The 24,724-nt window shown below is 32.2% G+C and carries 18 protein-coding genes and 1 pseudogene; 9 read left to right on the top strand and 10 right to left on the bottom strand.

Annotation, left to right across the window (positions count from 1 at the left end; translation table 11 throughout):
- On the bottom strand, positions 1–2,445 hold the full coding sequence (locus tag B2745_RS03485; protein WP_304063755.1) for a heme lyase CcmF/NrfE family subunit: 2,445 nt from the start codon (positions 2,443–2,445) through the stop codon (positions 1–3).
- Between the two features lie 9 nt (positions 2,446–2,454).
- Positions 2,455–2,862, bottom strand: a complete 408-nt coding sequence (locus B2745_RS03480; protein WP_026903408.1) for a cytochrome c maturation protein CcmE — start codon at positions 2,860–2,862, stop codon at positions 2,455–2,457.
- A 222-nt stretch (positions 2,863–3,084) separates the two neighbouring features.
- On the opposite strand from B2745_RS03480, the gene B2745_RS03475 reads away from it, so the two are divergent.
- Positions 3,085–4,830 carry a YaiO family outer membrane beta-barrel protein gene (locus B2745_RS03475; protein ID WP_304063753.1) on the top strand — a complete coding sequence of 582 codons (1,746 nt, stop codon included), beginning with the start codon at positions 3,085–3,087 and terminating at the stop codon, positions 4,828–4,830.
- 2 nt (positions 4,831–4,832) lie between these two features.
- The gene (locus B2745_RS03470; RefSeq protein ID WP_304063750.1) at positions 4,833–6,014 is read left to right on the top strand and encodes a hypothetical protein; all 1,182 of its coding nucleotides are present in this window, start codon (positions 4,833–4,835) and stop codon (positions 6,012–6,014) included.
- On the opposite strand, the gene B2745_RS03465 is transcribed toward B2745_RS03470, so the two are convergent.
- The 6 genes from B2745_RS03465 to B2745_RS03440 all read right to left on the bottom strand — a co-directional run bounded on the left by B2745_RS03465 (position 6,001) and on the right by B2745_RS03440 (position 12,755).
- Complete coding sequence (locus B2745_RS03465; protein WP_304063747.1) at positions 6,001–6,882, bottom strand: glycerophosphodiester phosphodiesterase; 882 nt, start codon at positions 6,880–6,882, stop codon at positions 6,001–6,003. The genes B2745_RS03470 and B2745_RS03465 overlap by 14 nt on opposite strands.
- A gap of 70 nt (positions 6,883–6,952) precedes the next feature.
- Positions 6,953–9,016, bottom strand: a complete 2,064-nt coding sequence (locus B2745_RS03460; RefSeq protein WP_304063744.1) for an LTA synthase family protein — start codon at positions 9,014–9,016, stop codon at positions 6,953–6,955.
- Between the two features lie 15 nt (positions 9,017–9,031).
- A complete protein-coding gene (locus B2745_RS03455; protein WP_304063742.1) occupies positions 9,032–10,513 on the bottom strand; it encodes a glycosyltransferase family 2 protein in 1,482 nt (493 codons plus the stop codon).
- A 7-nt stretch (positions 10,514–10,520) separates the two neighbouring features.
- The gene (locus tag B2745_RS03450) at positions 10,521–11,663 is read right to left on the bottom strand and encodes a HEAT repeat domain-containing protein (RefSeq protein WP_304063738.1); all 1,143 of its coding nucleotides are present in this window, start codon (positions 11,661–11,663) and stop codon (positions 10,521–10,523) included.
- A 1-nt stretch (position 11,664) separates the two neighbouring features.
- Positions 11,665–12,030, bottom strand: coding sequence for a response regulator transcription factor (locus tag B2745_RS03445; RefSeq protein WP_026903402.1), 366 nt, complete (start codon positions 12,028–12,030; stop codon positions 11,665–11,667).
- 293 nt (positions 12,031–12,323) lie between these two features.
- The gene (locus B2745_RS03440) at positions 12,324–12,755 is read right to left on the bottom strand and encodes a DUF2147 domain-containing protein (RefSeq protein ID WP_304063735.1); all 432 of its coding nucleotides are present in this window, start codon (positions 12,753–12,755) and stop codon (positions 12,324–12,326) included.
- A gap of 177 nt (positions 12,756–12,932) precedes the next feature.
- Here B2745_RS03440 and B2745_RS03435 point away from each other — a divergent pair, with 177 nt between their 5' ends.
- A complete protein-coding gene (locus tag B2745_RS03435; RefSeq protein WP_304063732.1) occupies positions 12,933–15,638 on the top strand; it encodes a carboxypeptidase regulatory-like domain-containing protein in 2,706 nt (901 codons plus the stop codon).
- Between the two features lie 27 nt (positions 15,639–15,665).
- Entirely contained in the window at positions 15,666–16,649 is a 984-nt protein-coding gene (locus tag B2745_RS03430; RefSeq protein ID WP_304063729.1) for an aldo/keto reductase, read from the top strand.
- A gap of 44 nt (positions 16,650–16,693) precedes the next feature.
- On the opposite strand, the gene B2745_RS03425 is transcribed toward B2745_RS03430, so the two are convergent.
- Positions 16,694–17,920, bottom strand: a complete 1,227-nt coding sequence (locus B2745_RS03425) for an outer membrane beta-barrel protein (RefSeq protein ID WP_304063725.1) — start codon at positions 17,918–17,920, stop codon at positions 16,694–16,696.
- A gap of 338 nt (positions 17,921–18,258) precedes the next feature.
- Here B2745_RS03425 and B2745_RS03420 point away from each other — a divergent pair, with 338 nt between their 5' ends.
- Positions 18,259–19,281 (top strand): DNA/RNA non-specific endonuclease, encoded by a 1,023-nt coding sequence (locus B2745_RS03420; RefSeq protein ID WP_304063722.1) that lies wholly within the window; start codon positions 18,259–18,261, stop codon positions 19,279–19,281.
- Here the strand turns inward: B2745_RS03420 and B2745_RS03415 are convergent.
- Positions 19,278–19,709, bottom strand: a complete 432-nt coding sequence (locus tag B2745_RS03415; RefSeq protein ID WP_304063719.1) for a hypothetical protein — start codon at positions 19,707–19,709, stop codon at positions 19,278–19,280. The two genes, B2745_RS03420 and B2745_RS03415, sit on opposite strands and share 4 nt — an antisense overlap.
- A gap of 246 nt (positions 19,710–19,955) precedes the next feature.
- Here B2745_RS03415 and B2745_RS03410 point away from each other — a divergent pair, with 246 nt between their 5' ends.
- From B2745_RS03410 to B2745_RS03395, 4 genes and pseudogenes are all read left to right on the top strand, one after another.
- Positions 19,956–21,569, top strand: a complete 1,614-nt coding sequence (locus tag B2745_RS03410; protein ID WP_304063716.1) for a CTP synthase — start codon at positions 19,956–19,958, stop codon at positions 21,567–21,569.
- Positions 21,570–21,591: 22 nt separating this feature from the next.
- Complete coding sequence (gene yidC, locus B2745_RS03405; protein ID WP_304063713.1) at positions 21,592–23,376, top strand: membrane protein insertase YidC; 1,785 nt, start codon at positions 21,592–21,594, stop codon at positions 23,374–23,376.
- 366 nt (positions 23,377–23,742) lie between these two features.
- Complete coding sequence (locus B2745_RS03400) at positions 23,743–24,138, top strand: response regulator (RefSeq protein ID WP_304063709.1); 396 nt, start codon at positions 23,743–23,745, stop codon at positions 24,136–24,138.
- Between the two features lies 1 nt (position 24,139).
- Positions 24,140–24,724: pseudogene (locus tag B2745_RS03395) on the top strand (sugar transferase); the annotation flags it as partial.

Below are 24,724 nucleotides of genomic sequence, written 5' to 3'. Positions count from 1 at the left end.
TTATTTCAATTCTTTTTGCCTTCTAAAGATAGAAAGTATAAAGCCAATAACCATGATGATGGTACCTCCCCAAAATAAATTGATGTAAGGGAACATGATGGCTTTCATCACAATCCAATCTTTTTTATCTTGTTTTGGTTTCTGATAAACGGTAAGCTCTAATTTATCTTTTTCGGGCATGATATTGGTAAAACGTAGCTTTAAGCCAGCTTCATCTACTTTTTTGCCAAAATCTACTTTAGCATTACCTTTAATCAGGAATATAGGTTCTGATTTGTAGGTACTACTTTCTGTGATAACATCTAACTGTAAGCCAATAGCAACATCGTTTTTAGTTAAAGCGATATTCTCTATTTCGGCATTTTTGTTAACACCTCGCACAATAATCATCCCCTCTCTAAATCTTACGGTATCTCCAATAGAAACTTCATGAGGTACAGGTTCTTCGTAGTGCTCATCTTCAGAATGGTCTGTATGTTCATCATGCACATGTTCCTCTTCTTTCAAAGGCACACTACTTACGTGGGTGTAAACATCATGTAACAAATAATGCTTGGTATCTGGCGAAGCAATAATTTGCCTCATTTTAGCATTTTGTTGCGCATTAGGGTATAAATTAAAGTTTTCTTTAACCTTACCATCATCATCAAAAGCTTTATAATTTACTTTATAATAGGTATTAACGCCTGATGTTGAATCGCCCAGATAAGTAACTGTATACCTATCCATAACAACAGGATCATTTTTATAAAGGATGATATTTTCTCTTGGATTGTTGTTTTTTGCAAACTCCTCGCCAAAACCTATGCTGGTATTGTTGATAGAAATTACTTTATTGGTAGCCGCAGCAACTAAAGCACCTATCAATAACAATGCAAAACCTATATGCGCAACTGCAGAACCAGAAAGTTTCCATTTTCCTTTAAAAGCTTCGCCCAAAATTTTTGCGTTACACAAAATTGCAAATACTGAGGCCCACGTTAATACGATGTACATGAAATTGGTATATACTTGAGTTAAGTAAACCAAAACTGCAGTGAGCAATAAGGAAACCACAAAAGAAACGGCTATGCTGATGTAAAACTTGCGTACATCTGTCTTTTTATATTTTAAAAACTGTGAGAACGCCGAAATTACGGCTACAGCCACAGCAAAAGCAATTTGCCATTTATTGTAGTGTTGGATAACATCTGTTGGAGGTGCTACCTCTGTACCAAAAATAGCATTAAATACAGGTATTGATGTTGTGGCTATTATCTGAATACAGGATACAGATAATGTTATAGCTCCTATAAACAACCAAAACTCTCTGGAATAAGTATCCTCATCTTTTTTGGTGATAGGGAAATTTTTCCAATGCTTTACAATTAATATGGTTGGAATGATAAAGAACACGCCCAGATATATTAATAACTGAATATCCATCCCCATAGAGGTAAAGGCATGTACAGATGTATCTCCTAAAATACCACTTCTGGTTAAAAAAGAAGCATATAATACCAATACAAAGCTGATGAAAATTAAGAAAAGAGCGGTAAAATAGCTATGTCCAGAGTTTTTATATGCTATCAATACGTGTACACCAGCAATTAAGGTTAACCACGGAATAATAGAGGCGTTTTCTACTGGATCCCAAGCCCAAAAACCACCAAAGTTTAAAGCTTCATAAGCCCAGAAAGAACCCATAATGATACCTGTACCTAATATCATCACTGCAAATAAAGACCAAGGCAATGCAGGTTTAACCCATTCTTGGTATCTTTTCTCCCAAATACCTGCTATACCATAAGCAAAAGGCACAATCATGGAAGCAAAACCCAAAAACAAGGTTGGAGGGTGTATAACCATCCAATAATTCTGCAGTAAAGGGTTTAAGCCATTTCCATCGGGAATGAGAGAAAGGTAATCTGCTCTGGAAAAAATTGGTGCTTCCATGGCATCTCTTAAAAGTATAAACGGAGAAGAACCTATTTTAACCCCTAGAACTTCTACACCTAACAGCATAGAACATAGAAATAACTGAGACAATGCCATCACCGTCATGACACCGTTTTCCCATGTTTTGGCATATTTAATTAGGATTAAGCCTAAAACAGCTTGCCAAAATGCCCATAACCAGAAACTACCCTCCTGGCCTTCCCAGAAACTAGAAATGATATAATAAACAGGAAGTTTGGTAGATGAATGAGCCCATGCGTAGTGGTACTCAAACATGTGGTTATAAATGATATAGAATAAACAAGAACCTATACCTATGATAGCTACGACGTTGATAAAAAAGCTATATCTGGCAATTTTAGACCAAGATAAATCGCTTTTATCTTTATTAACCGTTGCCATGTAATAAGCAATTAAGGATAATAAAGATGTACCAAAAGAAAGTATAATAAAGAACTGGCCGAGCTTGCCCGGCAACAGGTGTTCACCTGCAAATTGTATATCCATTAAAAATTTTTAAATTTTAGCTTGTGCACTAACTTCTACAACCTCTACTTGATCTTCTGTGTATTTAGAAGGGCATTTCATCAGAATTTTGTTGGCATGGAAACTAGAGCCAACCATTTGTCCGGTTAAAACAATTTGTTCAGAACGCTCAAAGTCTTGTGGTTTAGAACCACTAAATACCACTTTACATTCTTTTCCTTTATTATCAAGCATGTAAAAAGAGAAATAATTTGCATCCTTCTCAGGGTTGTAAACCATTTCTTTTTCTTTAACTAAAGTACCTACAACATGTAATTCTTTTTGAGTTTCTTGCGCATCACCAAATGAACCATAGGTACTACTATCAGCATAAGTACTCATGATAACACCAATTGCTATTGCAATTATAATCATCCCAATAATTGAACTCTTTTTCATCTCTTTATTTATTTGTTATACAACCAGAAGCTTTGAAATATTTTGCTTGTTTAATAGGGTATATAAAATTTATTTTTTATATTATCTCTACAAAAATACAAAACCCTAAGTTTTACGTATAATTATATCAAGAATGTTAATATAATTAGAATCATTATAAATAAGAGAATTATATGGAACAGCATTTGAATAATATTTATACTAGAAATCAGCTTTTTTAAAATGCAACTATTGCCTAAAATCATTAAAAATCTTGTTTTACTCGCTCTATTCCTTTTTATACATGTTAAAATTACGGTTGCTCAGGAAGATTTGAGTTCCGATTCTTTAATGGTATTGGCAAAAAAGGAGGCCTATACTCATAATAATTATCCGGCAGCTATCACATTATTAAAAAAAGCGCTGATAAAAAGTCCCACTTATACCGATGTAAGAGCATTATTGGGGAGAATTTACACGTTTTCTGACCAAATAGATAGTGCTCAAATGGCTTATGATATGGTTTTAAAACAAGAACCTAATCATTTAGATGCTATTAACGGGCTTTACGATCTGTATTACTGGAATAATTTTTATAAGCAAGCAGTTAAAGCCGCAGACATGGGTATACAGTTCTATCCGGATTCAAGCTCTTTCTACCTTAAAAAACTAAAAGCATTACTGCTAGAAAATGATATTGCTGCATCTAGTAAACTCAATAATGATATCCAAGACAGATTTAAATCTGACAAGGTTTTTGTTCAAAGTGCAGCATTGGCTTATCAAGAAAGAAAGAAGGTTTGGGATAATCCGGTTACGCTAAGTTCTGATTCTTTAATGATTTTGGCTAAAAAGGAAGCTTATACCAATAATAATTATCCCAAAGCTATTGCTTACATGAAACAAGCCGTTAAGCAAAGTCCTGATTATAAAGATTTAAGAATTTTATTGGGCAGGCTGTATACCTTTAGTGATCAAACAGATAGTGCTAAAAACGAATTTCAGAAAGTTTTATTAAAGCAATATGATGATATAGATGCTTTAAGTGGTATCTACGATGCTGATTATTGGGCAGACAGGTATGACCTAGCCCTAAAAACTGCTGAACTGGGCATAAATTATCATCCGGATACGGCTTTATTTTATATCAGAAAAGCAAAAGTTTTTAATGCTCAATTTAAACCATTTGACGCTATAGATTTTCTGGAAAGCAACCCCAGTATCTTAAAAGATAGTCTTGCCAGAGCTTATTTAGATGATTTAAAGCTTACCAACCTAAGAAACAGAATAGGTATAAGTTATGAATATGTTGATTTTGATAAACGTTTTGATGAACCCTGGCATTTTGCAACCATAAGTTATGGTTACAGGTCAAAAAAATTAGGTAGAGTAAATACCCGATTTTACTATGCCAACCGCTTTGATTCTGAAGGCTTACAAGGCGAAATAGAAGCCTATCCATCTTTAAAAAACGTAGGTTACCAATATATAGGCATTGCCATTTCTGAATCTCCTATTTTCCCGCGTTTTAGGGCTGGTTATTCTTTATTTGCTTCTTTACCTAAAAGCTATGAAGCAGAAATCGGATTTAGATATTTAAGATTTTCTGAAAATACGTTTTTATTTACCGGTGCTATTGGTAAATACCTGGGAAATAATTTTTACAACATCCGCTCCTTCATATCACCCGGAGAAACCGCTTGGTCATACTCTTTCACGGCATCAGCCAGATTATTTTTTTCTGATGATATGGATGATTTCTTAAATATTGCTGCTGGAACTGGTGTATCTCCTGATGACCCCGTAAGAGTACTTTTTATTAATAGTTTTGCCAATTTAAAATCCTATAAAGCTGCTATCAGTTATAACAGGGTTTTAAAAAGAAAACACATGCTAGGTTTGGATATCAGTTGGGTTAATGAAGAGTACAGTACAGATACCTGGGGAAATCAGTTTAGTTTTGGTATTGGCTATAGCAGAAGGTTTTAAGCATGGGAAAAAGGAAATTTAAACTTAACTCTATTCTGTTTTTTATCATTATTTTAACACCTTTATGGATGTATTTAACTTGGGTTTTTTGGCCCAAAACAAAACTTGTTATTGCCATTGTTGATAAAACAGTACTGAATAAAAAAGGACAAGAACACGCTTCATTAACCTGGTTCCTGAGGTATAACAAGTACTCCAAAACATCAGAAAAACTCTATACCGTTGGGAATGATTATTTTGGCTTTTTTCCAAAACCCAATCAGGAATATACCTTAAAAGGATTAGAAAGATTTGATGATAAGCAACTAGAGCAATTGGCAGACGATAGTGACCTTGCTTATGTAACAGATACCTATGGCATTTATTTAAAGGAATGGAAAGAGCTTTTAGCCAGCACAGAGCGCTCTAAATTGATTTATGGCGGACTTGCTAAAGAGGATATGGCGTTTTTAAAAAAGATGAAAAAACGTAAAAAACTTATTCTTACCGAATTTAATACCATTGGTACACCTACACCAAAATATCTGAGGCAGGCTTTTGAGAAAGAATTTCAGATACAATGGACTGGATGGGTAGGCAGATATTTTGATTCTTTAGACACCAATAAGAATAAAGAACTACCCAGATGGCTTATCGAAAATTATAAAAATCAAAATCATCAGCAATGGCCATATTTAAAATCTGGGATAGCTTTTGTTAATGAGAGCGATAAAATTGTAATTCTTGAAAATATAGAACATCTGGATGCTGAAGTACCCTATATTTTAACCGCTAAAGAGGATAGAGAAAAATACAATATCCCCATCACCATGAAATATCCATTCTGGTTTGATATTGTAAAAACTTCGAGGAACAATCGTATCATTTCTTTTTATGATATTAAAGTTAATGATAAAGGCCGAGCGATTTTAGAAAGCAACAATATTCCTCCACAATTTCCGGCCGTTATAGAGCATTATAGGGATGATTATAAATTCTTTTATTTTGCTGGCGACTTTGCTGATAATCCTATTGCTTTAAATGCCTCTAGCTTTAAAGGTATACACTTTTTTAGAAAGCTATTTTATGATAGAAGTATCGCTTCTGAAAGGGTAAGTTTCTTCTGGGAATATTATTATCCGCTTATACATACCATTATTACAGATTATGAAAATGATTTAAAACCAAAAACTACCTCACGTTAAGGTAGCGTTTTGCATCCATATTATCTGTTTGGACAGCATTAGGTTGCATCTCAAAGGCTTGTACTATTTCTGATTTATAATAAGGAGTATATAGGTTAATAAAAAGACCCAAATTTTGTGCGGCTTTTACAGAGGCTCTGTTTAAATTTACATCTGTATAATTGAGACTTAAGCCATCATAACCTTCTTGTAGTGCTATTTGTATTTTTCTTTCCAAAGTTCCAGACCGTATCAATAAACATTTGATATTTTTGGTTTTCTCGTTTGCTTTTATTAAATCAATAAAAGATTTACTATTAATTTCTATGATCAGATTATCTGTTTTATCAGCAACAGCTAAAGTATTGATCATGACTGTAGCCATTCTTCTAAAATACGCATCCAATCCTCCTATTAAATCAAAAGCGGGATCATAAAAAACTTTAACCTCCATAAATAAGTAATATTGAGGGTTTAAATTCCAATAATCTATGATTTCTGCTAATTTATAAAGCCTATCTGTTTTACCATCATGGCAAATGGTTATTTCTTCAATCTCAGCATCAGTTAAGAGTGGGATATTTTGTTCTGGTAATCCCTCTAAACAATTAAAATCATGAACGTTAAAATTATGATTAACCCAAATGGTGCCGTCTTTACTCATCTGCAAATCTAGTTCTACACCATCTAAATTGGCAAAGCCTTCCTTTACCGCATTTAAGGTGTTTTCCATATTTACATCGTTAAAATTGTTGCTACCCGCACCTTTATGTCCAATAAATAAAATATCTGTTTCTACTTCTGGTATAATTTTTCTGCAACCAGAAACCGATAACAAACAAATGAGTAGACTCAAAAAGTAGATTTTAAAGTTTGTTTGTTTCGTCATTTTTTATGATTACCTGTTTAAACTATCAAAAACTTAAAAAATTGATTCTGCTATTTAACATGCTTATGGATTAAAAGTTTACAAATTTTAAATAAACAGAGTCTGGAACCAATTTATTAACTTTTGAAACCAAATCATTTCTTAATTTATACTGTTTTAGCTCGTTTAACAATTTCAATCTCATATCTTCATTTTCTATAGGCTCTACACCCATTTTATCATCTATGGCAAATAATGTATTTTGGTTGAGGAAGAATTTACCATAAACAAAGTCACTAAGTTCATTCTTAGTTTGCATTAATGGATATTTATGTACATTTCTAAATGATTTTACAGTATCTAAACCAGAGCCTATAAAATTAATCAGTTTAGGTGTTTTGATATTGTAATTAGCATTTAAAAAAGCTAAAATAGATGGTGCTATATCTAAATGGCTAGAAACAGATTTGAAACGAGCAGTACGTTTAAGTTTTGGAGAATAAATAATGAGTGGTACGTGGTAACGGTCTATTTTTGTTGCAATTGGAATTTCGGGTAAGCGGTGGTCTCCGGATATGATGAAAATTGTACGCTCAAATGCTGGATTTTTAGCATAGTTATTTATAAACGTTTTAACTGCATCATCGCTATACAATATGGTAGAATAAATATTTTTATACTTTCTATAAGCTTCTTTTTCATCTTCTGTTATGCCCAATATACCCAGTTGCTGTTCAAATTTTTCAAGATATTTTGATTGATTAATAACCTGATAGGGTGTGTGTAAACTTACGGTTTGGATGATGGTTAAACCTGGTTTTTCTGGCGCTTTATTTAAATAATCAACGCTTTTAAACATCAAATCCATATCGCCATAACCCCAGGTAAAGCCCCCGCTGTTAGCTGGCATTTGCTGGTAAGCCTTACCAAAGTTACGGATAGAAATAGTTTCGTTTATTTTGTTTTTAGCCAAAAACAATCCCTCATTATCAAAATCCAAATCAAAACCTGATAAAAATCTGGTATGGTAATTATTTGCTTTTAAGATATTGATAAGCGTTAAATGAGTAGGCATTTTATTTCCAAGATCTGCAAAGCCATGTTCTGCAAAAGGTAATGAACCTAACACTGATGGTAATGATGCAAAAGTTCTACCCTGTGCAGCTAGAAAATTTTCGAAGTATAAACTTTTTTGTGCTAAGCTATCTAAAAAAGGTGTAAAACTGCCTAAATAAGCACCTTCTCCACTAAAAGCTCTGCCTAAGCCTTCTATTTGTATGTAGATGATATTTGGAGGACTATCAAATTTATGAAAGAAATTACCCAACACATCTGCCGTATTATTTTCTCTTAAAAAAGGATATTTTACATCTACATATTTAAAAGTATTTATTCCGTCTGAACTGTTTTCTGATGTAACGTCTTCAATATAATTTTCTGCATAAATATCTACTTCTGGCTCGTTTCTGGTAAAGTAATCATAAGATTTTTGAAAGAAAAAACCTGTTTTATTTACGGCTAAATTATAATCAAACTCTGATTTAAACTTTTTAGATTCTGGTAAAAAGCTGAATCCAGATAACACAGCTAGAAAAGATAGTAAAACAAAAACGATGGCTGCTTTAAGCGGTATAAATGTTAATTTACTTAAATAAATGATCAGCAGCCAGAGGATGGCTATCAAAATCACGAAAAATAATAAAGAAAATACATCTAAAGAAGCACCAGCCAAAGCCGTTTGCTTAATCTCTGATAAAGAATAGCCATAAATATCATCACCAAGAGGTAATAAAGTAGTATGGTAATACTTGGTAAGCAACATGGCAATAACAAGGCTAAAACTAGCTATACTTGCATAAATATTAACTTGTAAACGCCTATCTCCTATTATAATTTGAACGGTTAGGAGGTAAATCACAAACAAGAAAAAACTTATTTTAAGGAATAATAAGAGGTCTAGTAAAAAAGCATAAATAAATACTTGTAAGCTATTTTCAGGACTCTGATAGCTTTTGACCATGACACCAACTTCTAGCAACCTTAGTAGTAAAATAATGATAAAGAAAGCTAAAGAAACATGGGCAAATTGTAATAACGCCCTTTTAGTCTTTTTAACTATTAGATTTTCTTCATCAAAATTATAGGGGTCTTTCATTAGTTTTAAAATTGTTTAAACGCTTTGTTCTTGTTGAGTTGTTAAATTTTGGGTTGAGGATGTTTCTAATTTATCTTTTTGGTTACTGGTAAAACCAGCCCTTGTCATGGTTCCCCAATTTTTTTTGCCTGTAAATTTATCAATATTACCTTTTATAGACCAGTATATGGTTAAGGGATGATATACTATAGGTTCTATGAAGGCCAATAATAATAATTTTAATACATCCATACCAGAAGTGTATTGATGATAAGACCTTTCTTCAAACAATACAGCTATGGTTGATAGTAAGATGGAGAAAGTATAAACCATGGTAAATAAAATCAAAGAAAACTCCCAATTGATTTTACCGAAAGAGGCTAATAAAATAAAAGTTATGATACCAATGCCTTCTAAAATTGGTGCCAACCACTCAAAAAACAACCAATAGGGATAGCTTAACATTCCTAAAATGCTATATTTAGGATTAAAAAATAAATCTCTATGTGTCCATAGAGTTTCAATAGTGCCTCTTGTCCACCGGTTTCTTTGTCTTCCTAAAATTTTAAAATCTACGGGGCTCTCTGTCCAACAAAGGGGGTCTGGTATATAAACAACCTGGTATTTTAAATTATTGTCATGCATATATCTCCGCATACGTACTACCAACTCCATATCTTCTCCAACGGTTTCGTGGCTGTAGCCTCCACATTTGATAACAATTTCCTTATCAAACAATCCCATAGCACCTGATATAATCAATAAACCGTTTAACCTGCTCCAAGCCATCCTACCCATTAAAAAGGCTCTAATATATTCTAAAACCTGAAATCTTGAGATGATATTTTTAGGCATGTGAACTTTTACCAAACGACCATCTTCTACTTCACAAGAATTGGCAATACGTACCACGCCACCGGTAGCAATAACCCTTTTCTTTTCTTCTAAATAAGGTTTTACCAGTTTTAATAAAGCGTCTTGCTCAACAATACAATCTACATCAATACATAATAATAAATCTTTTGAGGAAACATTGATACCGGCATTTAAGGCATCAGACTTGCCTCCGTTTTCTTTATCAATAACGATTAATTTAGCATAAGATGAATTTCTGGATTTATAAATACCACGTATAGGTTGATGATTTAACTGCTCGTTTACACAAAAATCAACTTTTTCTAATTGGTAGGCGTGTATTAATTTTTCTAAGGAATGGTCTTTACTACCATCATTGATGATGATAATTTCGAAATTACTGTAATGTAAAGACATGATAGACTTTACATTATCAACGATAGTTGCTTCTTCGTTATAGGCTGGTGCTAAAATAGATACTGATGGCGCAAAGGGTGAGACTAATATTTCTCGATAATCAATAAAGCTATTTTTACGCATGTAGGCTTTCATCTCTAATGCCGAAAAAAAGCAAAGAAAAATATAGGAAGCCATTACCACCAGCGCAAAATAAAATATTGCACTATTAAAAATTTGCTCGAAAAAGTAAAAGCCTGCTTCCATTTATATTTTAAATTCTAGCATCCAACACATGGGCAATAATCTGCTGATTTTTAGTTGGTACTATACTTTGCAATTCTTGTAACATAAGTTTACCTTTTCTACCATGTCCTAAAATAGCTTTTGTAGCTCCCATCTTAATCTCAAAATCAGCAGTAAGCAAACAGTCTTTTAAGAAGCTAAGATAATTTCCAGATGATATTTTACCTAAAGCACTTAAAATTTCTATTTTAACTTTTTGAGTTTCTTTAGGATAGATTTTCAACAATTCTTCTTCTACAAACTCGGCTTCCATTTTACCAATTACCCAAACAGACATTTTCCTGATTTCTTCTTGAGGATGTTTTAAAAGCTTTACAATTTCTGCTAGAGCATCTAATTGTTGATAATAGCCAATTAATTTAAGACAAAAAATCACTACAGAATCATTAGGAGAACCCAACCATTGAACAAATGAAGGGATTTTAACATATTTAGCTTTGGTGATGATTTCAAATAAAATTAATTGATGCCATGGCAAAATTCTCCCTCTCATATTATCTAAAAATTTAAAAGGGTTATCTCTATTTAATCTCACATGTGCAGTTTGGGCTTCCATACGCACAATTTCATGCTCGTGATCTGTTAAAGCAAAAACTAATTGGTCATACTCATATAACCAAAACTGAGCTATTTCTCTGATACCTTCAATCTGGATTTCCCAATAATTACTTTTTAACTTTTCTAGAGTGTATTTATGAAGTTCTAATTTTATAAATAATTCTTTTAAAACATCAGCCGTAAAACCAGTAAAATTAGAGTGATAGATTCTAATTTCTTCAATCAGAATGTTTCTCACTCTTTTTCTTTTAAGTGGTAACTTTTTAAAACGAGGTAAGAAATGGTTTACAACGTTTTCTAATCCGTCGTCCTCATCGCCATAAATGATGATGTTACTTAACATGTTACTTATCTTCTCTTTCCAATTGGCATTCAGATAATTGTCTCTCTTATTTTTTGCTTTTTTAAGAAAAACATACAGGTAAATTTCTAAAGTTGCTATCAAACAAAACATGATGATAAACAAAGAAATTCTAATGTTATCAGGAAAAAATGGTAACCTATCAAAAAAAAGGTTTTTTAAATATTCGCCTACAGAAACACTTAATAACATGCTATTTTTTGAGTAACTTTTTTACCCTTATGGTAAGTTCTGTTAAATTAAACGGCTTGGTAATAAAATCATCAACACCAAGCTCAAAAGCCTCTAAAACCACATTTTCTAAACCTACAGCCGATAAAACAATCATAGGTGTTTTTGCTAAATGTGGTGTTTGTTTAACTTTACCAATAATTTCTAAGCCACTTACAAAGGGTAACATAATATCTGTTATAATTAAATCAAAATCTGCTGATTGAATTTTAAGCAATGCCTCTCTACCATCTTTAGCGATCTCTACCTCATGCTCGTCTTTTTTTAACCTAAATTCTAACGCTTTTAACATCAATTCTTCGTCTTCTACCAGTAATATTCTCGCCATGTCTTCTCAAAATTATAAGTATACAATTGTTATACGTTAAATCAACTTCTAAAGATTTATTTAAATATGTAGAACAAAAATCACAAACGCTGATTTTTTTCCACAAAACAACCCTTAAAAACAAATATATTTTAATAAGCTCATCTTACCTAATTTTTCTAATACTGCTCTAATGAATAATCGCTTATGATTTTGGCTTATTTAAATATCTGATTTGTCTTTATGATAAGGTTTATAAAACAAAAAATGCCCCATTATTTTGTAATGAGGCATTTTGTTAATAAAAATAAAATTTACTTAACCCTAGTCCAGTTATCTGTTCTTCCTATTAAAGAAATTCCAACAAAGCCTCTTACATTGAGTTTATCTTTACCCTCCATAGAAATTTTACAGCTATAAGTTTTACCAGATTTTGGGTCGTAAATGGTACCATCCTCCCACACGCCATCATTAAACTTAAAATTTTGTAAAATTTCTAAATTTAGGATAGGTCTTTTCCGTAAATCCTCATTCGGGTTTTGTTCATCAAGTTTAGGCTTTTTTGCTTCATCTAAAGGCTCTTTTAGCCATACAATTTTTCCGAAATAGGCATTTCCTTTTTTAAAAATCTGGATATGAGCGTTTTTATCCTTGTTTAACCACTTACCCACTACAGCATCAGCATTTTGCGCAAAACTACTTAAGCCAACCACTAATAGTATTAATAAAAATAATCTTGTTTTCATATATGTGTGTATTAAAAATTGATAAAAGGTTTATAACGCATGTTTCAAAATAACATTACAAAAATTGATTATAAATTGTTTAGTAAACCAACAGGATTGTAAAAAAATGTTAAAACATCTTATTTTAATAGCTGCTATCTTTATATTTAACCTTTGTATTAGCTTATAATTTTCCTGATGAACAAAATTAAACTCGTATTACTTTCCTTTTTCTTGTTTTGCCAAGTTTCTATTTCCTTAGCACAAACAGCAATACCGTTAAAAGATATTTTAGAAAAAACTGCTAAGTATTATCAAACCTACCCATCAGAAAAAGTTCATTTACATTTTGACAAACCTTATTATGCCGTTGGAGATACCATTTGGTTTAAAGCTTATGTTGCTTTAGAGCAACATATTCCCTCGCCGCTAAGCAAAATTTTACATGTAGAATTAATTAACGCTAAAGATTCTTTGGTAGAAAGTTTAAAACTACCTGTAAAAAACAGCGTAACACAAGGAAGCATTATTTTAAATTATCTTGCCTATAAACAAGGAAACTACCGCATTAGGGCATATACCAAATGGATGTTGAACCAAAACCAAGCTTATTTATTTGCAAAAAACATAGTTATTGGCGATGCCATTAATAAAAACCTAAATACCAACATTACTTATAAAGGCACTATTACAGATAAAGCTATTAAGGTAAACTCTAGAATTCAGTTTAAAGACGAACGAGGCATGCCTATCATCAATAAAAAAGTAAGCTGGGAGGTTATGGCAGATTTTGAACGTATTGCCAAAGGCAGAGAAACTACTGATGATAAAGGCTTTGTGAATATAGAAATAAGCACTTCGCCAAAAGTAGGGATTAACCGTGGCGAACTTTTTACCAGCGTTGAAATGAATAGCACTACCAGTTACAAAGCCTCTTTTCCTTTAAAAACTGCATTATTAGAACATGATATTCAGTTTTTCCCTGAAGCCGGAGATTTAATTGATGGCATACCTACACAAGTAGCTTTTAAAGCGATAAAGTCTGATGGATTAGGAATCAGTGCTAAGGGAACTATTGTGGATGAAAGCGGAAAAGAAGTAGCCCAATTTACCTCAGCCCATTTAGGCATGGGTGTTTTTTCTTTAGTACCAGAGTTTAATAAAAAATACCAGGCAAAAGTAACTTTTGCAGATGGTAACCAAAAAACTGTACCCTTGCCAGAAGTTAAAGCAGAAGGCATGCGTATAGCGCTTAAAACTATTGATGAAAACTTGGTATTAAAAATTTATGCCAATCAAAAATATGTAGATCAAAACCTAAATAAAACCTTTTATATTGTTGCTAAAAGTGCAGGAGTTATCTATTATGCTGCACAAAGCGATTTAAAAAGTACTGTATTTACAGGTCAAATTCCTAAAAACAAATTCCCAACAGGTATTTTACAGGTTACTTTATTTTCTTCTATTGGAGAGCCTTTAAGTGAGCGTCTTATTTTTTTAAAGCGTAACGATGACTTAAAAATAAACTTAAGTACCGATTTACAAGCTTATAATAGCCGACAAAAAGTTAAAGTAAATATCACTAATAGTGGCGGAACAGAACTTACCGAAGGAAGTTTTTCTGTTGCTGTGATAGATGAAACCAAAGTTCCGACAGATGAAGACACCGAAACTACCATTTATAGCAACCTGTTATTAACCTCAAATTTAGAAGGTTATATAGAAAAACCTAATTATTATTTCAATAAGATGGATGATCAAAAACTTGCTCATTTAGATTTATTGATGCTTACCCAAGGCTACAGAAGATTTAGCTATAAAGATATTATTGCTGATAAAGCTCCAAACCTAACTTTTTTACCAGAACAGGGTATTGATATTACCGGAACCATCAGAAAAAGTAATGGTATGCCTTTAGATAAAGGCAGATTGTTGTTACAAATTCCAGAGAAATACTATTCTACCACTACCACAACAGATGCTGAAGGTAAATTTAAATTCAGCAATATGGTTTTTAAAGATTCTGCCGAGGTGATTGTAAATGCCCGTAACAACTTAAACTCTAAAGATTTAAGGATTCATGTTGATGGCGAAGCATTCCCTGCAATTTATAGCAATGTAAATGCCCCAGATGATATCTTAAACATAGATAGTACCTTAAATACCTACCTCAAAAATAGCCGTATGATTAATAATAATTCATTGATGTTAAGAGAGGTAGTGGTAAAATCAACATCTACCTCAAAAAAAACTCACTTAGACTTCCCTGCTTTATCAGGTCTAAATATGATGGCTGATAGAACAACAACTGGCGAACAGTTAACAGGTTGCGGTCTGTTGGTTAACTGTTTAAGTGCTTCGGGTTTAACATTTGTAGATAATAATTTATTCATCACCAGAACCTATAACCAAGGGATAAGAATACCAGTAGAGATTTATGTAAACGATATGCCTGTTGATATTGCTTACCTCAATAGTTTAGATGCAAAAGGAATAGAATCTGTCCAAGTTTTCAATAATGATGGTTTATCAGGCATCAATAGAAGAAGCAATACCAGCGGTGTTTTGGTTATCATCATGAAAGAGATAAAAAAAGTACCTGCTACCAAGGCTCAAATACAAGAGCTGTTTGCGCCAACCAATGTTATAACCATTAAACCAAAAGGCTATGCAGTAGAAAGACAATTTTACCAACCTAAATACACAGGACCGAGAACCAGTTTACAAGCTCAGGATATACGTTCTACCATTTACTGGAATCCTTATGTAAATACAGATAAAGAAGGCAAGGCTAGTTTTGAGTTTTTTAATAGTGATGATAAAGGTCCGCGTAAAATTGTGGTAGAAGGTATGGATAAAAATGGCAACTTTGGGGGCTCCATTTATCGTTATCAAGTAAAGTAACAGAAAAATAAACCAATTTTAAGATACATGAATTATAGAATTTTAGGAAAAACAAACTTAAAAATCTCAGAAATCAGCCTAGGAACCTGGCAAGTTGGCGGCAAATGGGGAGATACATTTGACCACAGCAATGCTGATAAAATTTTAAACGCAGCTATTGATGCAGGTATTAACTTTATTGATACTGCTGATGTTTACGGCGATGGCGAAAGTGAAAAAGCTGTTGGCAGAATAGTAAAAGCCAGAAGAGAAGAAATTTATGTGGCTACTAAATGTGGTCGCCAGCTTAACCCGCATATTAACCAATCTTATACGGTAAAAGCTTTAAGAAACTTTGTAGAAAGCAGCTTAAAGAACATGAATCTAGAAAAGATAGATTTAATACAGCTACACTGCCCTCCTACTGAAGTTTTATACCGTCCAGAAATTTTTGAGCTGTTTGACAGGCTTAAAGAAGAGGGAAAAATCTTGAATCTTGGCGTTAGTGTTGAGAAAATTGAAGAAGGACTAAAAGCTATAGAGTTTGACAATGTTTGTACCTTACAACTGATATTCAACATTTTTAGACAACGCCCAACTGAACTTTTATTTGAACAAGCTAAAAAGAAAAATATCGGTCTTATTGCTCGTGTACCTTTAGCCAGCGGTTTATTAACCGGAAAATTCACCAAAGAAACTACTTTTGGTAAAGATGACCATAGAACATTTAACAGAAATGGTGAAGCATTTGATAAAGGCGAAACTTTCTCTGGTATAGATTATAACAAAGGTTTAGATGCTGTTGAAGAACTTAAAAAGCATTTCCCTGATTATGATTTACCACTTTTAGCTTTAAAATGGATATTAGAGTTTCCAGAGATAAGCTGCGTGATACCAGGTGCATCTAGTCCGCAACAACTGTTAAATAATTTAAAAGTTGAAGAAGCCCCAACTTTAAATCAACAACAAAAAGATGTGATTAAACATATTTACAATACTTATATTAAAGCTGAGGTACACCAGCTTTGGTAAATATTTTTGCTTTTGATGATTAAATAAACCACAAGCTATGGGTATTATTTAAATAATGAATATCCAAGTGTTAACAAAAGTGTGTTGTAATTAGATGTCATATATGGGTATTCACTCAATATATTGGGACTAGGTTGATACCTCATCTCAATGCCTAATGTATTCTTAAATTTATAACCAATACCCATAGCTAAGCTTGAAATTGATTTAATATCAAATGACGAATAAACCGAATTATCATTTCTTAAAAATTTAATGGTTGAATTAAGACCGAAGTCAAGTACATAATTAACATTTAAAAACAATTTTGATTTTTGATTAAGGTAAAAATAATGCCGTATACCTACTGGCAATCCGATTGCTTTATAATCAACTTTAGAAATTAAAATACCACCTGATACTTGATTTGTCTGTTTAAATTCTTCTGATTTAAAATATTGGTAGGTAGGCTCTATAACTACGCCCCACTTATTTTTATTAAAAGGCAAAATAAATTCGGCTTCGGCACCTAATCTAAACCCTAAACTACTTCCAAAATTAGTATTCAGCAAATCGTTTATAGCACTTTCTATTTTTAAACTGTTATAGCTAATCCCTGGTCTAATCGTTAAATGAGATAGATACTTGCTCCTTTTAGGTTGATAATTTATAAAAGTTAAATTATTTACCTCATAATACTTGATAAATAGCTTTTCTAAATCTCTATCATCATATTTAAGACGTGTAAAATCCTCTAATGCTATTTTTTCACTATTAAAAAGGATAAGTAATTGCTGCTTAAAATAATCGTTATTTAAAACCTTGTCATCTACCATATATCGTTTATAAACTAATTGATTTACAGTTGAGTCTTTAGTTTTATAAAAGAATCTTACCAAACCGTTATCCGTATATTGTAATAAAGAAAACTGCCCTTCAATAAGAACTTTTAAGAATAACAACTCTTCTTGAAAAACAGGATTTCTCTCAGCATCCATTTCCTCTATACGGTCAGAAGATCTATCAATTTTTGTTTGAGTTCTTATATATTTAGAAACCTGATTAATACCAAATTCTTTTACTGTATGAATATCCCCTACTTTAATGGCATCATTTGAAGAAAGCTTATATTCGAATTTTGATGGATTGTTTATCCAATCCATATTGCGAATCAAACAATCTACTCTTTCATCTGCATCAGTAATAAAATAGCCGCTCTCAAAAATAATTTGAGCATCTGATTTAAAGCTTGAAACTACTATCAAAAGTAAAATCCAAATTTTTCTTATCATGTTATTTTGTTGTTTAACAGGTAGAATTAAAAACGTAAAAAAGAAACAAACTACAATAAGTACAATTTTCCTTGTATTTCATCATCATTAATTCCACAGGATGTATTCATAAGTTAGAATTTAAATTAAATAAAGTAAATATTTATCGAAAGTCAAAACGAAGTGAGGTAACCTAAGCAAAAAGTAAAAGGCTTTAATAGAAGAACAAAATAAAACCTATTTTTTTATTAAAACAGGTTTTATATAATTACATATCCTCCATCATTTAAAAAAAATCAAAATGCTAACTCTTTAAATAATCTTTTAATTTAGCTAAACAAAAAGTTTATCCAATGCTCATGAAGAAACTCCTATTGATATTTTTATTATACTTTACTTTTTATGATGTGTTTGGGCAACAGGAAGCTACCACAACAAGTGGTAAAAAAGTTTGGTTATGGGAAAACGGTACCTGGACTTATGTTGATAGTTTACAAACTTGGAATCCTAAAATCGCTAAAATAGCTCAGTTAGAACTTCCCAAAATGATGCCTAAAGATGTGGTTATTCGCCATAGTGGATTTTCGCTTTCTTATAACGAGACACACGAGCAAGCCAATTGGGTAGCCTACGAACTCACAAAAGAAAAAACCGTTAAACTTTATAACAGAACAGATAAGTTTATAGAAGACCCAAAAGTTAAAACTGGTACAGCTCAATCTAAAGATTATACTTCTTCTGGCTATGACCGTGGACATTTGGCCCCAGCAGCAGATATGGGATGGTCTGCAACAGCCATGGCAGAAAGCTTTTATTATAGTAACATGAGTCCGCAAAACCCTGGCTTTAACCGTGGTATATGGAAAAAACTGGAAGAATTAGTTAGAACCTGGGCTGTAGAAAATGAAGCTTTATACATAGCAACTGGTCCTGTTTTAAATGGTAGCTTACCAAGTATAGGTGTAAATAAAGTAAGCGTACCTAAATATTATTATAAAGTTATTTTAGATTATAATATGCCTGATATTAAGGGAATAGGCTTTATTTTAGAGAATAAAAGTAGTACACAACCACTTCAATATTATGCTGTTAGTATAGATAGTGTAGAAAAATTTACAGGTATTGATTTCTTTTTTGCTTTACCCAATGAACAGGAAGAAGTTATAGAAAAAACACTGTGTTTACCATGCTGGTTGTGGGATACTACAACATCTACTAATGAAAAAAGCACCATCAAACAAGAACAGCTTTTAGAACAAAATGAAAGCAATGAAACTGAGGTAAAAATATCAACAGCTGTACAATGTTCAGGAATTACAAAAGCTGGCGAAAGGTGCAAGCGTAACACCACAAATGCCAACGGTAGGTGTTATCAGCATTAAACTTTAAAACTCAATTCACAAGATATTTTCTCGCCACCGGCATCATCAATTTCTGCTACTTCGTCTAGAAACAAATCCCAATCACCATCGGTAAATAAGTTACCCTCATATTCCTGAGTATGGCTATAATAATTAAAATGCCACTCATCTATTTCATCTAAATCATCAACAGCGTAAGAACGAACGCTAAAACCGTCTTCACTGATATTGATGCTCCAAGTAGCCGTTAAAGCTCCGCTTTGCTTAGAGATAGAGAAGAAAATATCAAAATCGCCCACAAGTTCTGGCATGCTTTCCAGATAATTCTTGATTTTTTGTGCGGCACTTTGTTGCTCTTCTTTTATAAGATCTTTATCTTCTATTAACTGAAAAAACTCTATAAAATAGTTCTGATATCTGATAAGTAGGTTTCTGAATATATGATCCATAAAATGCGATTTAAAGGCAAAAATAACAGAAATAATATGTAAAAAATAAAATTGCTGCGAAGTACTGATTATTAATCATTTAAAAGCAGTACAAGATCATATTCATGCTTATCCACAAAGGGTATTTTCTCCACACCTATTATACTATCAGAAAAAAACCTTACTTTTGAATCCCGTACAAAAAGATTTAGAAAAGAGGCATTTTTTAAGCTCAAATTCTAAGTTTTTAAAGATTATCCACATACAATGACTAAGTATATTTTTGTTACGGGCGGCGTTACATCGTCTTTAGGGAAAGGTATTATTTCCGCATCATTAGCTAAACTTTTACAAGCAAGGGGTTACAGTGTAACTATCCAAAAATTTGATCCCTATATCAACATAGATCCGGGAACTTTAAATCCTTATGAGCATGGTGAATGCTTTGTAACTGAAGATGGTGCCGAAACAGATTTAGACTTAGGCCACTACGAGCGTTTCTTAAACATCCCAACATCACAAGCCAATAACATTACAACAGGTAGAATTTACCAAAACGTCATCAATAAAGAAAGACAAGGCGAATTCTTAGGTAAAACAGTACAAGTTATTCCACATATTACCGATGAGATTAAACGCAATATGCGCTTATTAGGTGAGAGCGGCAATTTTGATATTGTAATTACTGAGCTTGGCGGTACTGTTGGTGATATTGAATCTTTACCTTATATAGAAGCTGTAAGACAATTTAAATGGGAAGTTGGCTCTAATAATGCACTAGTTATCCATTTAACATTAATTCCATTTTTGGCTGCTGCCGGAGAGTTAAAAACAAAACCAACACAACACTCGGTTAAGATGTTATTAGAGTATGGTATACAGCCAGATATTTTGGTTTGTAGAACAGAACACCACATCAGCCAGGATATCAGGAAAAAGATTGCCCAATTTTGTAACGTAAATTTAAATGCTGTTATAGAGTCTATTGATGCCAGCACCATTTACGATGTACCTTTATTGATGCTAAAAGAGCAATTAGACCGTACTGTTTTAAGTAAATTAAAACTTCCGCTTAAAAACGAACCTGATTTAGAAAGCTGGAAAGATTTTTTAGGACGATTAAAAAACCCTACCGCAGAGGTAAGAATTGGTTTGGTAGGTAAATATGTGGAGTTACCTGATGCTTACAAATCTATAACAGAATCTTTTATACATGCCGGAGCTTTTAATGAATGTAAAGTACGTGTAGAATGTATCCATTCTGAAAGTATTACAGAAGAAAACGTAAAAGCAAAACTGGGTAAACTAGATGGTGTATTGGTAGCACCAGGCTTTGGTGCCCGCGGTATAGAAGGTAAAATTACGGCTATAAAGTTTATAAGAGAAAGTAATATTCCTTTCTTTGGTATCTGTTTAGGGATGCAGTGTGCTGTTATAGAATTTGGAAGAAACGTTTTAGGATTAACGCATGCACATAGTACAGAGATGGATGAAAATACCGAGCATGCTGTTATATCTATGATGGAAGAGCAAAAGAAAGTTACTTTGAAAGGCGGTACTATGCGTTTAGGTTCATATCCTTGCGAGCTTAAAAAAGGTTCTAAAGCCTATAATATCTACGGAAAATCAAAAATTACTGAGAGACACCGACACAGATATGAGTTTAACAATGATTTCTTAAAACAATACGAAACTGCTGGTATGATAGCTTCTGGTATTAATCCGGAGAATAATTTAGTAGAGATTGTTGAATTAAAAAACCATCCTTACTTTATTGCTTCGCAGTTTCACCCCGAATTAAAATCAACAGTTGCTAATCCTCACCCACTTTTTGTTAAATTTGTCGCCGCTTCTTTAGAACATTCAAAAAAGAAACATTAAGAATAGCATATAAATAGATATAATGGATAGAAATACGTTTACAGGTTTGTTCCTGATTTTAGTCATATTAGTTGGATCAACATTTTTATTAAAACCATCTGAGGAGCAAATAAAAAGAGAAGATTTTGTACAAGATTCCTTAGCTAAAGCAAAAAAAGGAATTAAACAACCTGCTGCTGTAGCAAAAACTACAACTTTACCTACAGATACCAATTCACAAAATCAGGTTGTACAAAAAGAAGAAATTTTAACCTTAGAAAATGATAAAGTAAAGGTTTTTATTTCTACACTGGGTGGTAAAGTTTCTAGCGTTGAGCTTAAAAATGAAACTAATCAGCTTAATCAGCCGGTGGTTTTATTTAACAAGCAAAACAACTTCGGAATAGCCTATAGCCAAAACAATCAAAACCTAAATACCAGCAACCTTTTCTTTGCCAAAGAAGTTGTACAGGATGATAAATTAGTTTTAAAAGCCACAAATACCGATGGTTCTTTTGTTAATTACACCTATTCTTTAGCTAAAGGAAGTAATAAAGTTGATTTTAACATTGTATTAAGCGGTTTTCAAAATAAAATAAATGCTGATAAGGGCTTAGCCATCAATTGGGCTGCTGAATTACAGCAACAAGAAAAAGATATTCAGAACGAGCGTATCTACTCTACCACTTATTATAAAATAGCTAATGAAGATGTAGATTATTTAAGTGAAACAGAAAGTGAGGAAAAAGCTTTTACAGAGGAGACATTAGCATGGGTTTCTTTTAAACAACACTTTTTTTCTGCTGCTTTAATGAGTAAAGATGGCTTTAAGAATAGTACACTTAAAGTACAAACTGTTGCTAATAACTCGGCAGTAAAAGCTTATCAGGCCAATTTAAACCTTCCTTTTAAAAACCAACAGGTTAATCAATATGAGTTAGAATACTATTTTGGTTCTAATAAATTTTCGCAGTTAAGAGCACAAGGTAACGATTTAGAAAAGCAAGTAAAAATGGGTTGGGGTCCATTAAAATGGATAAACAGATACTTAGTTTTACCTGTTTTCAATTTCTTTGAAGGCTTTAACATGAGCTATGGTATTATTATTTTACTGTTAACCATCATTTTAAAAACAGTATTATTTCCATTCACTTATAAATCCTACTTATCAATGGCTAAAATGAGGGTTTTGAAGCCAGAGATGGATGAGATTAAAAAGAAAGTTGGAGACGATAACCCTACCCTTTTACAACAAGAATACTTAAAACTATATAAGCAGGCTGGTGTAAACCCACTGGGGGGATGTTTACCTCTGTTGTTCCAAATGCCTTTTATATTAGCATTCTTTTATTTTTTCCCAAATTTATTTGAGTTAAGACACGAGAGTTTTTTATGGATGAAAGATTTATCTACTTACGATGAATTAATCACCTTCGCACCTATTCCGCTTTTAGGTTGGAGCCATATCAGCTTAATGTGTTTATTAATGACCATTTCTACTTTGATTTACACTTACTTTAACAATCAGGTTTCTGGTGCGCAAGGGCAAATGAAGTACATTGGTTACATCACACCTATCATTTTCTTTGGTGTCTTAAATGCTTATCCGGCAGGTCTTAATTATTATTATTTCTGTGCTAATATTTTAACTTTTGCACAGCAATATTTAATCAGATACTTTGTTGATGATGAAAAAATTCATGCACAAATTCAAGAGTTTAAGAAAAAACCTGAAAGTGCGAAGAAGAAAAGCGGTTTCCAGAAAAAACTGGAAGATATGATGAGGCAGCAGCAACAATTGAAAGAACAACAAAAAAAGAAAAAGTAAATTTTAAAGCCCCAATAAAAGTGGGGCTTTTTTATTTCCCCGTTAACATGACAAATTTCCACAATTGAGAAACAAAAACCCCAATCTTATTTAATGCTTCATTTTTATAGAAAACACTTAACAGAACAAAATCTAAATTATTATAATAATAGGATAAGTATTTTTTAATTACAATTATTACAATAATAAACTCAATAAAGTGCAAATACACTACAAAAGCAAATCTATAACAGTTGTTTTTTTAAATTATAGCAAATATTTATTTTTTCATTACAAAGAAAATTTATCCACAAAAATAGTTTTTTCTAAAACCTACAACCAAAGGCATTATTTATGCGTATTGCTTTGTATATTTAAATTAATTTTATGAAACTAATAGATATGGCTCGAACCTCTACAAAGAAAAAAATTCTCTTAGTTGATGATGAATTAGCTATTTTGAAATTATTAGAATTCATACTTAAAGATGATTACGAACTCATCATTAGAAATAATGGCTTTGATGCTTTAAGTTGGTTAGATAATGGAAACATTCCTGATTTGATTATTTCTGATATGGAAATGCCATATTTTGATGGTGCTGAATTAGTTAAATCCATAAAAGTAAGTGGTTTCTATAGAGATATTCCTTTAATTGTACTTTCAGGTTCAGAATCTTTAGAAAATATCAAAACTAAAATACCTTACGAGATCAGCGGCTTAATGGCTAAGCCTTTTAATCCTGGTATTTTAAAGGAGAAAATTAAAACTTTGCTTAACTAAAATGCAATTCCAAAATTTTAAGAATTCTACAGATTCTAATCAATTATCAAAGATTAGTATATTTTGTCATGCCGAAATTTATGAACAGGATATACGTTCAACTTTTGAAGAAGAATCTTTTGACTTAAGATTTTTAGAAACCCTCACCCATCTACAAGAAACTATTGCAAATTTATCTATTGACGGATTAAATAGCGTCATATTAATTGAAGTAAGCAGTAGCAATGTAAACGAAGTTATTTCTTTAGTTAGTTCCGTTAAAAATAACTGGTTAACAAGAAATTTAATTATTTGTTTCCTATTAAAGGAAAACGATCAGCAACTATTCCAGTTAGCTTTAAAATTAGGCGTTAGCGATTGCTATAAACCTTCTATTCATTTTCAGGATGTTAAAGAGAGAATAAAATTTCTAACATTTTACAAATTATTACGCTCGCAGGTTAACAATATATCCGAAATATCTGCTGTACAATACAAAATCCCCTTTAGTAAAAGGTTATTCGATATTGTTTTATCCTTATTAGCACTTATTGCTTTAAGTCCTTTTTTCATCATTGTAGCCGTGTTGATTAAATTAGATTCTAAA

This window comes from Pedobacter glucosidilyticus, assembly GCF_002483235.1.
GTDB lineage: Bacteria > Bacteroidota > Bacteroidia > Sphingobacteriales > Sphingobacteriaceae > Pseudopedobacter > Pseudopedobacter glucosidilyticum_B.
This window is presented reverse-complemented; position numbering and strand designations above follow the sequence as displayed.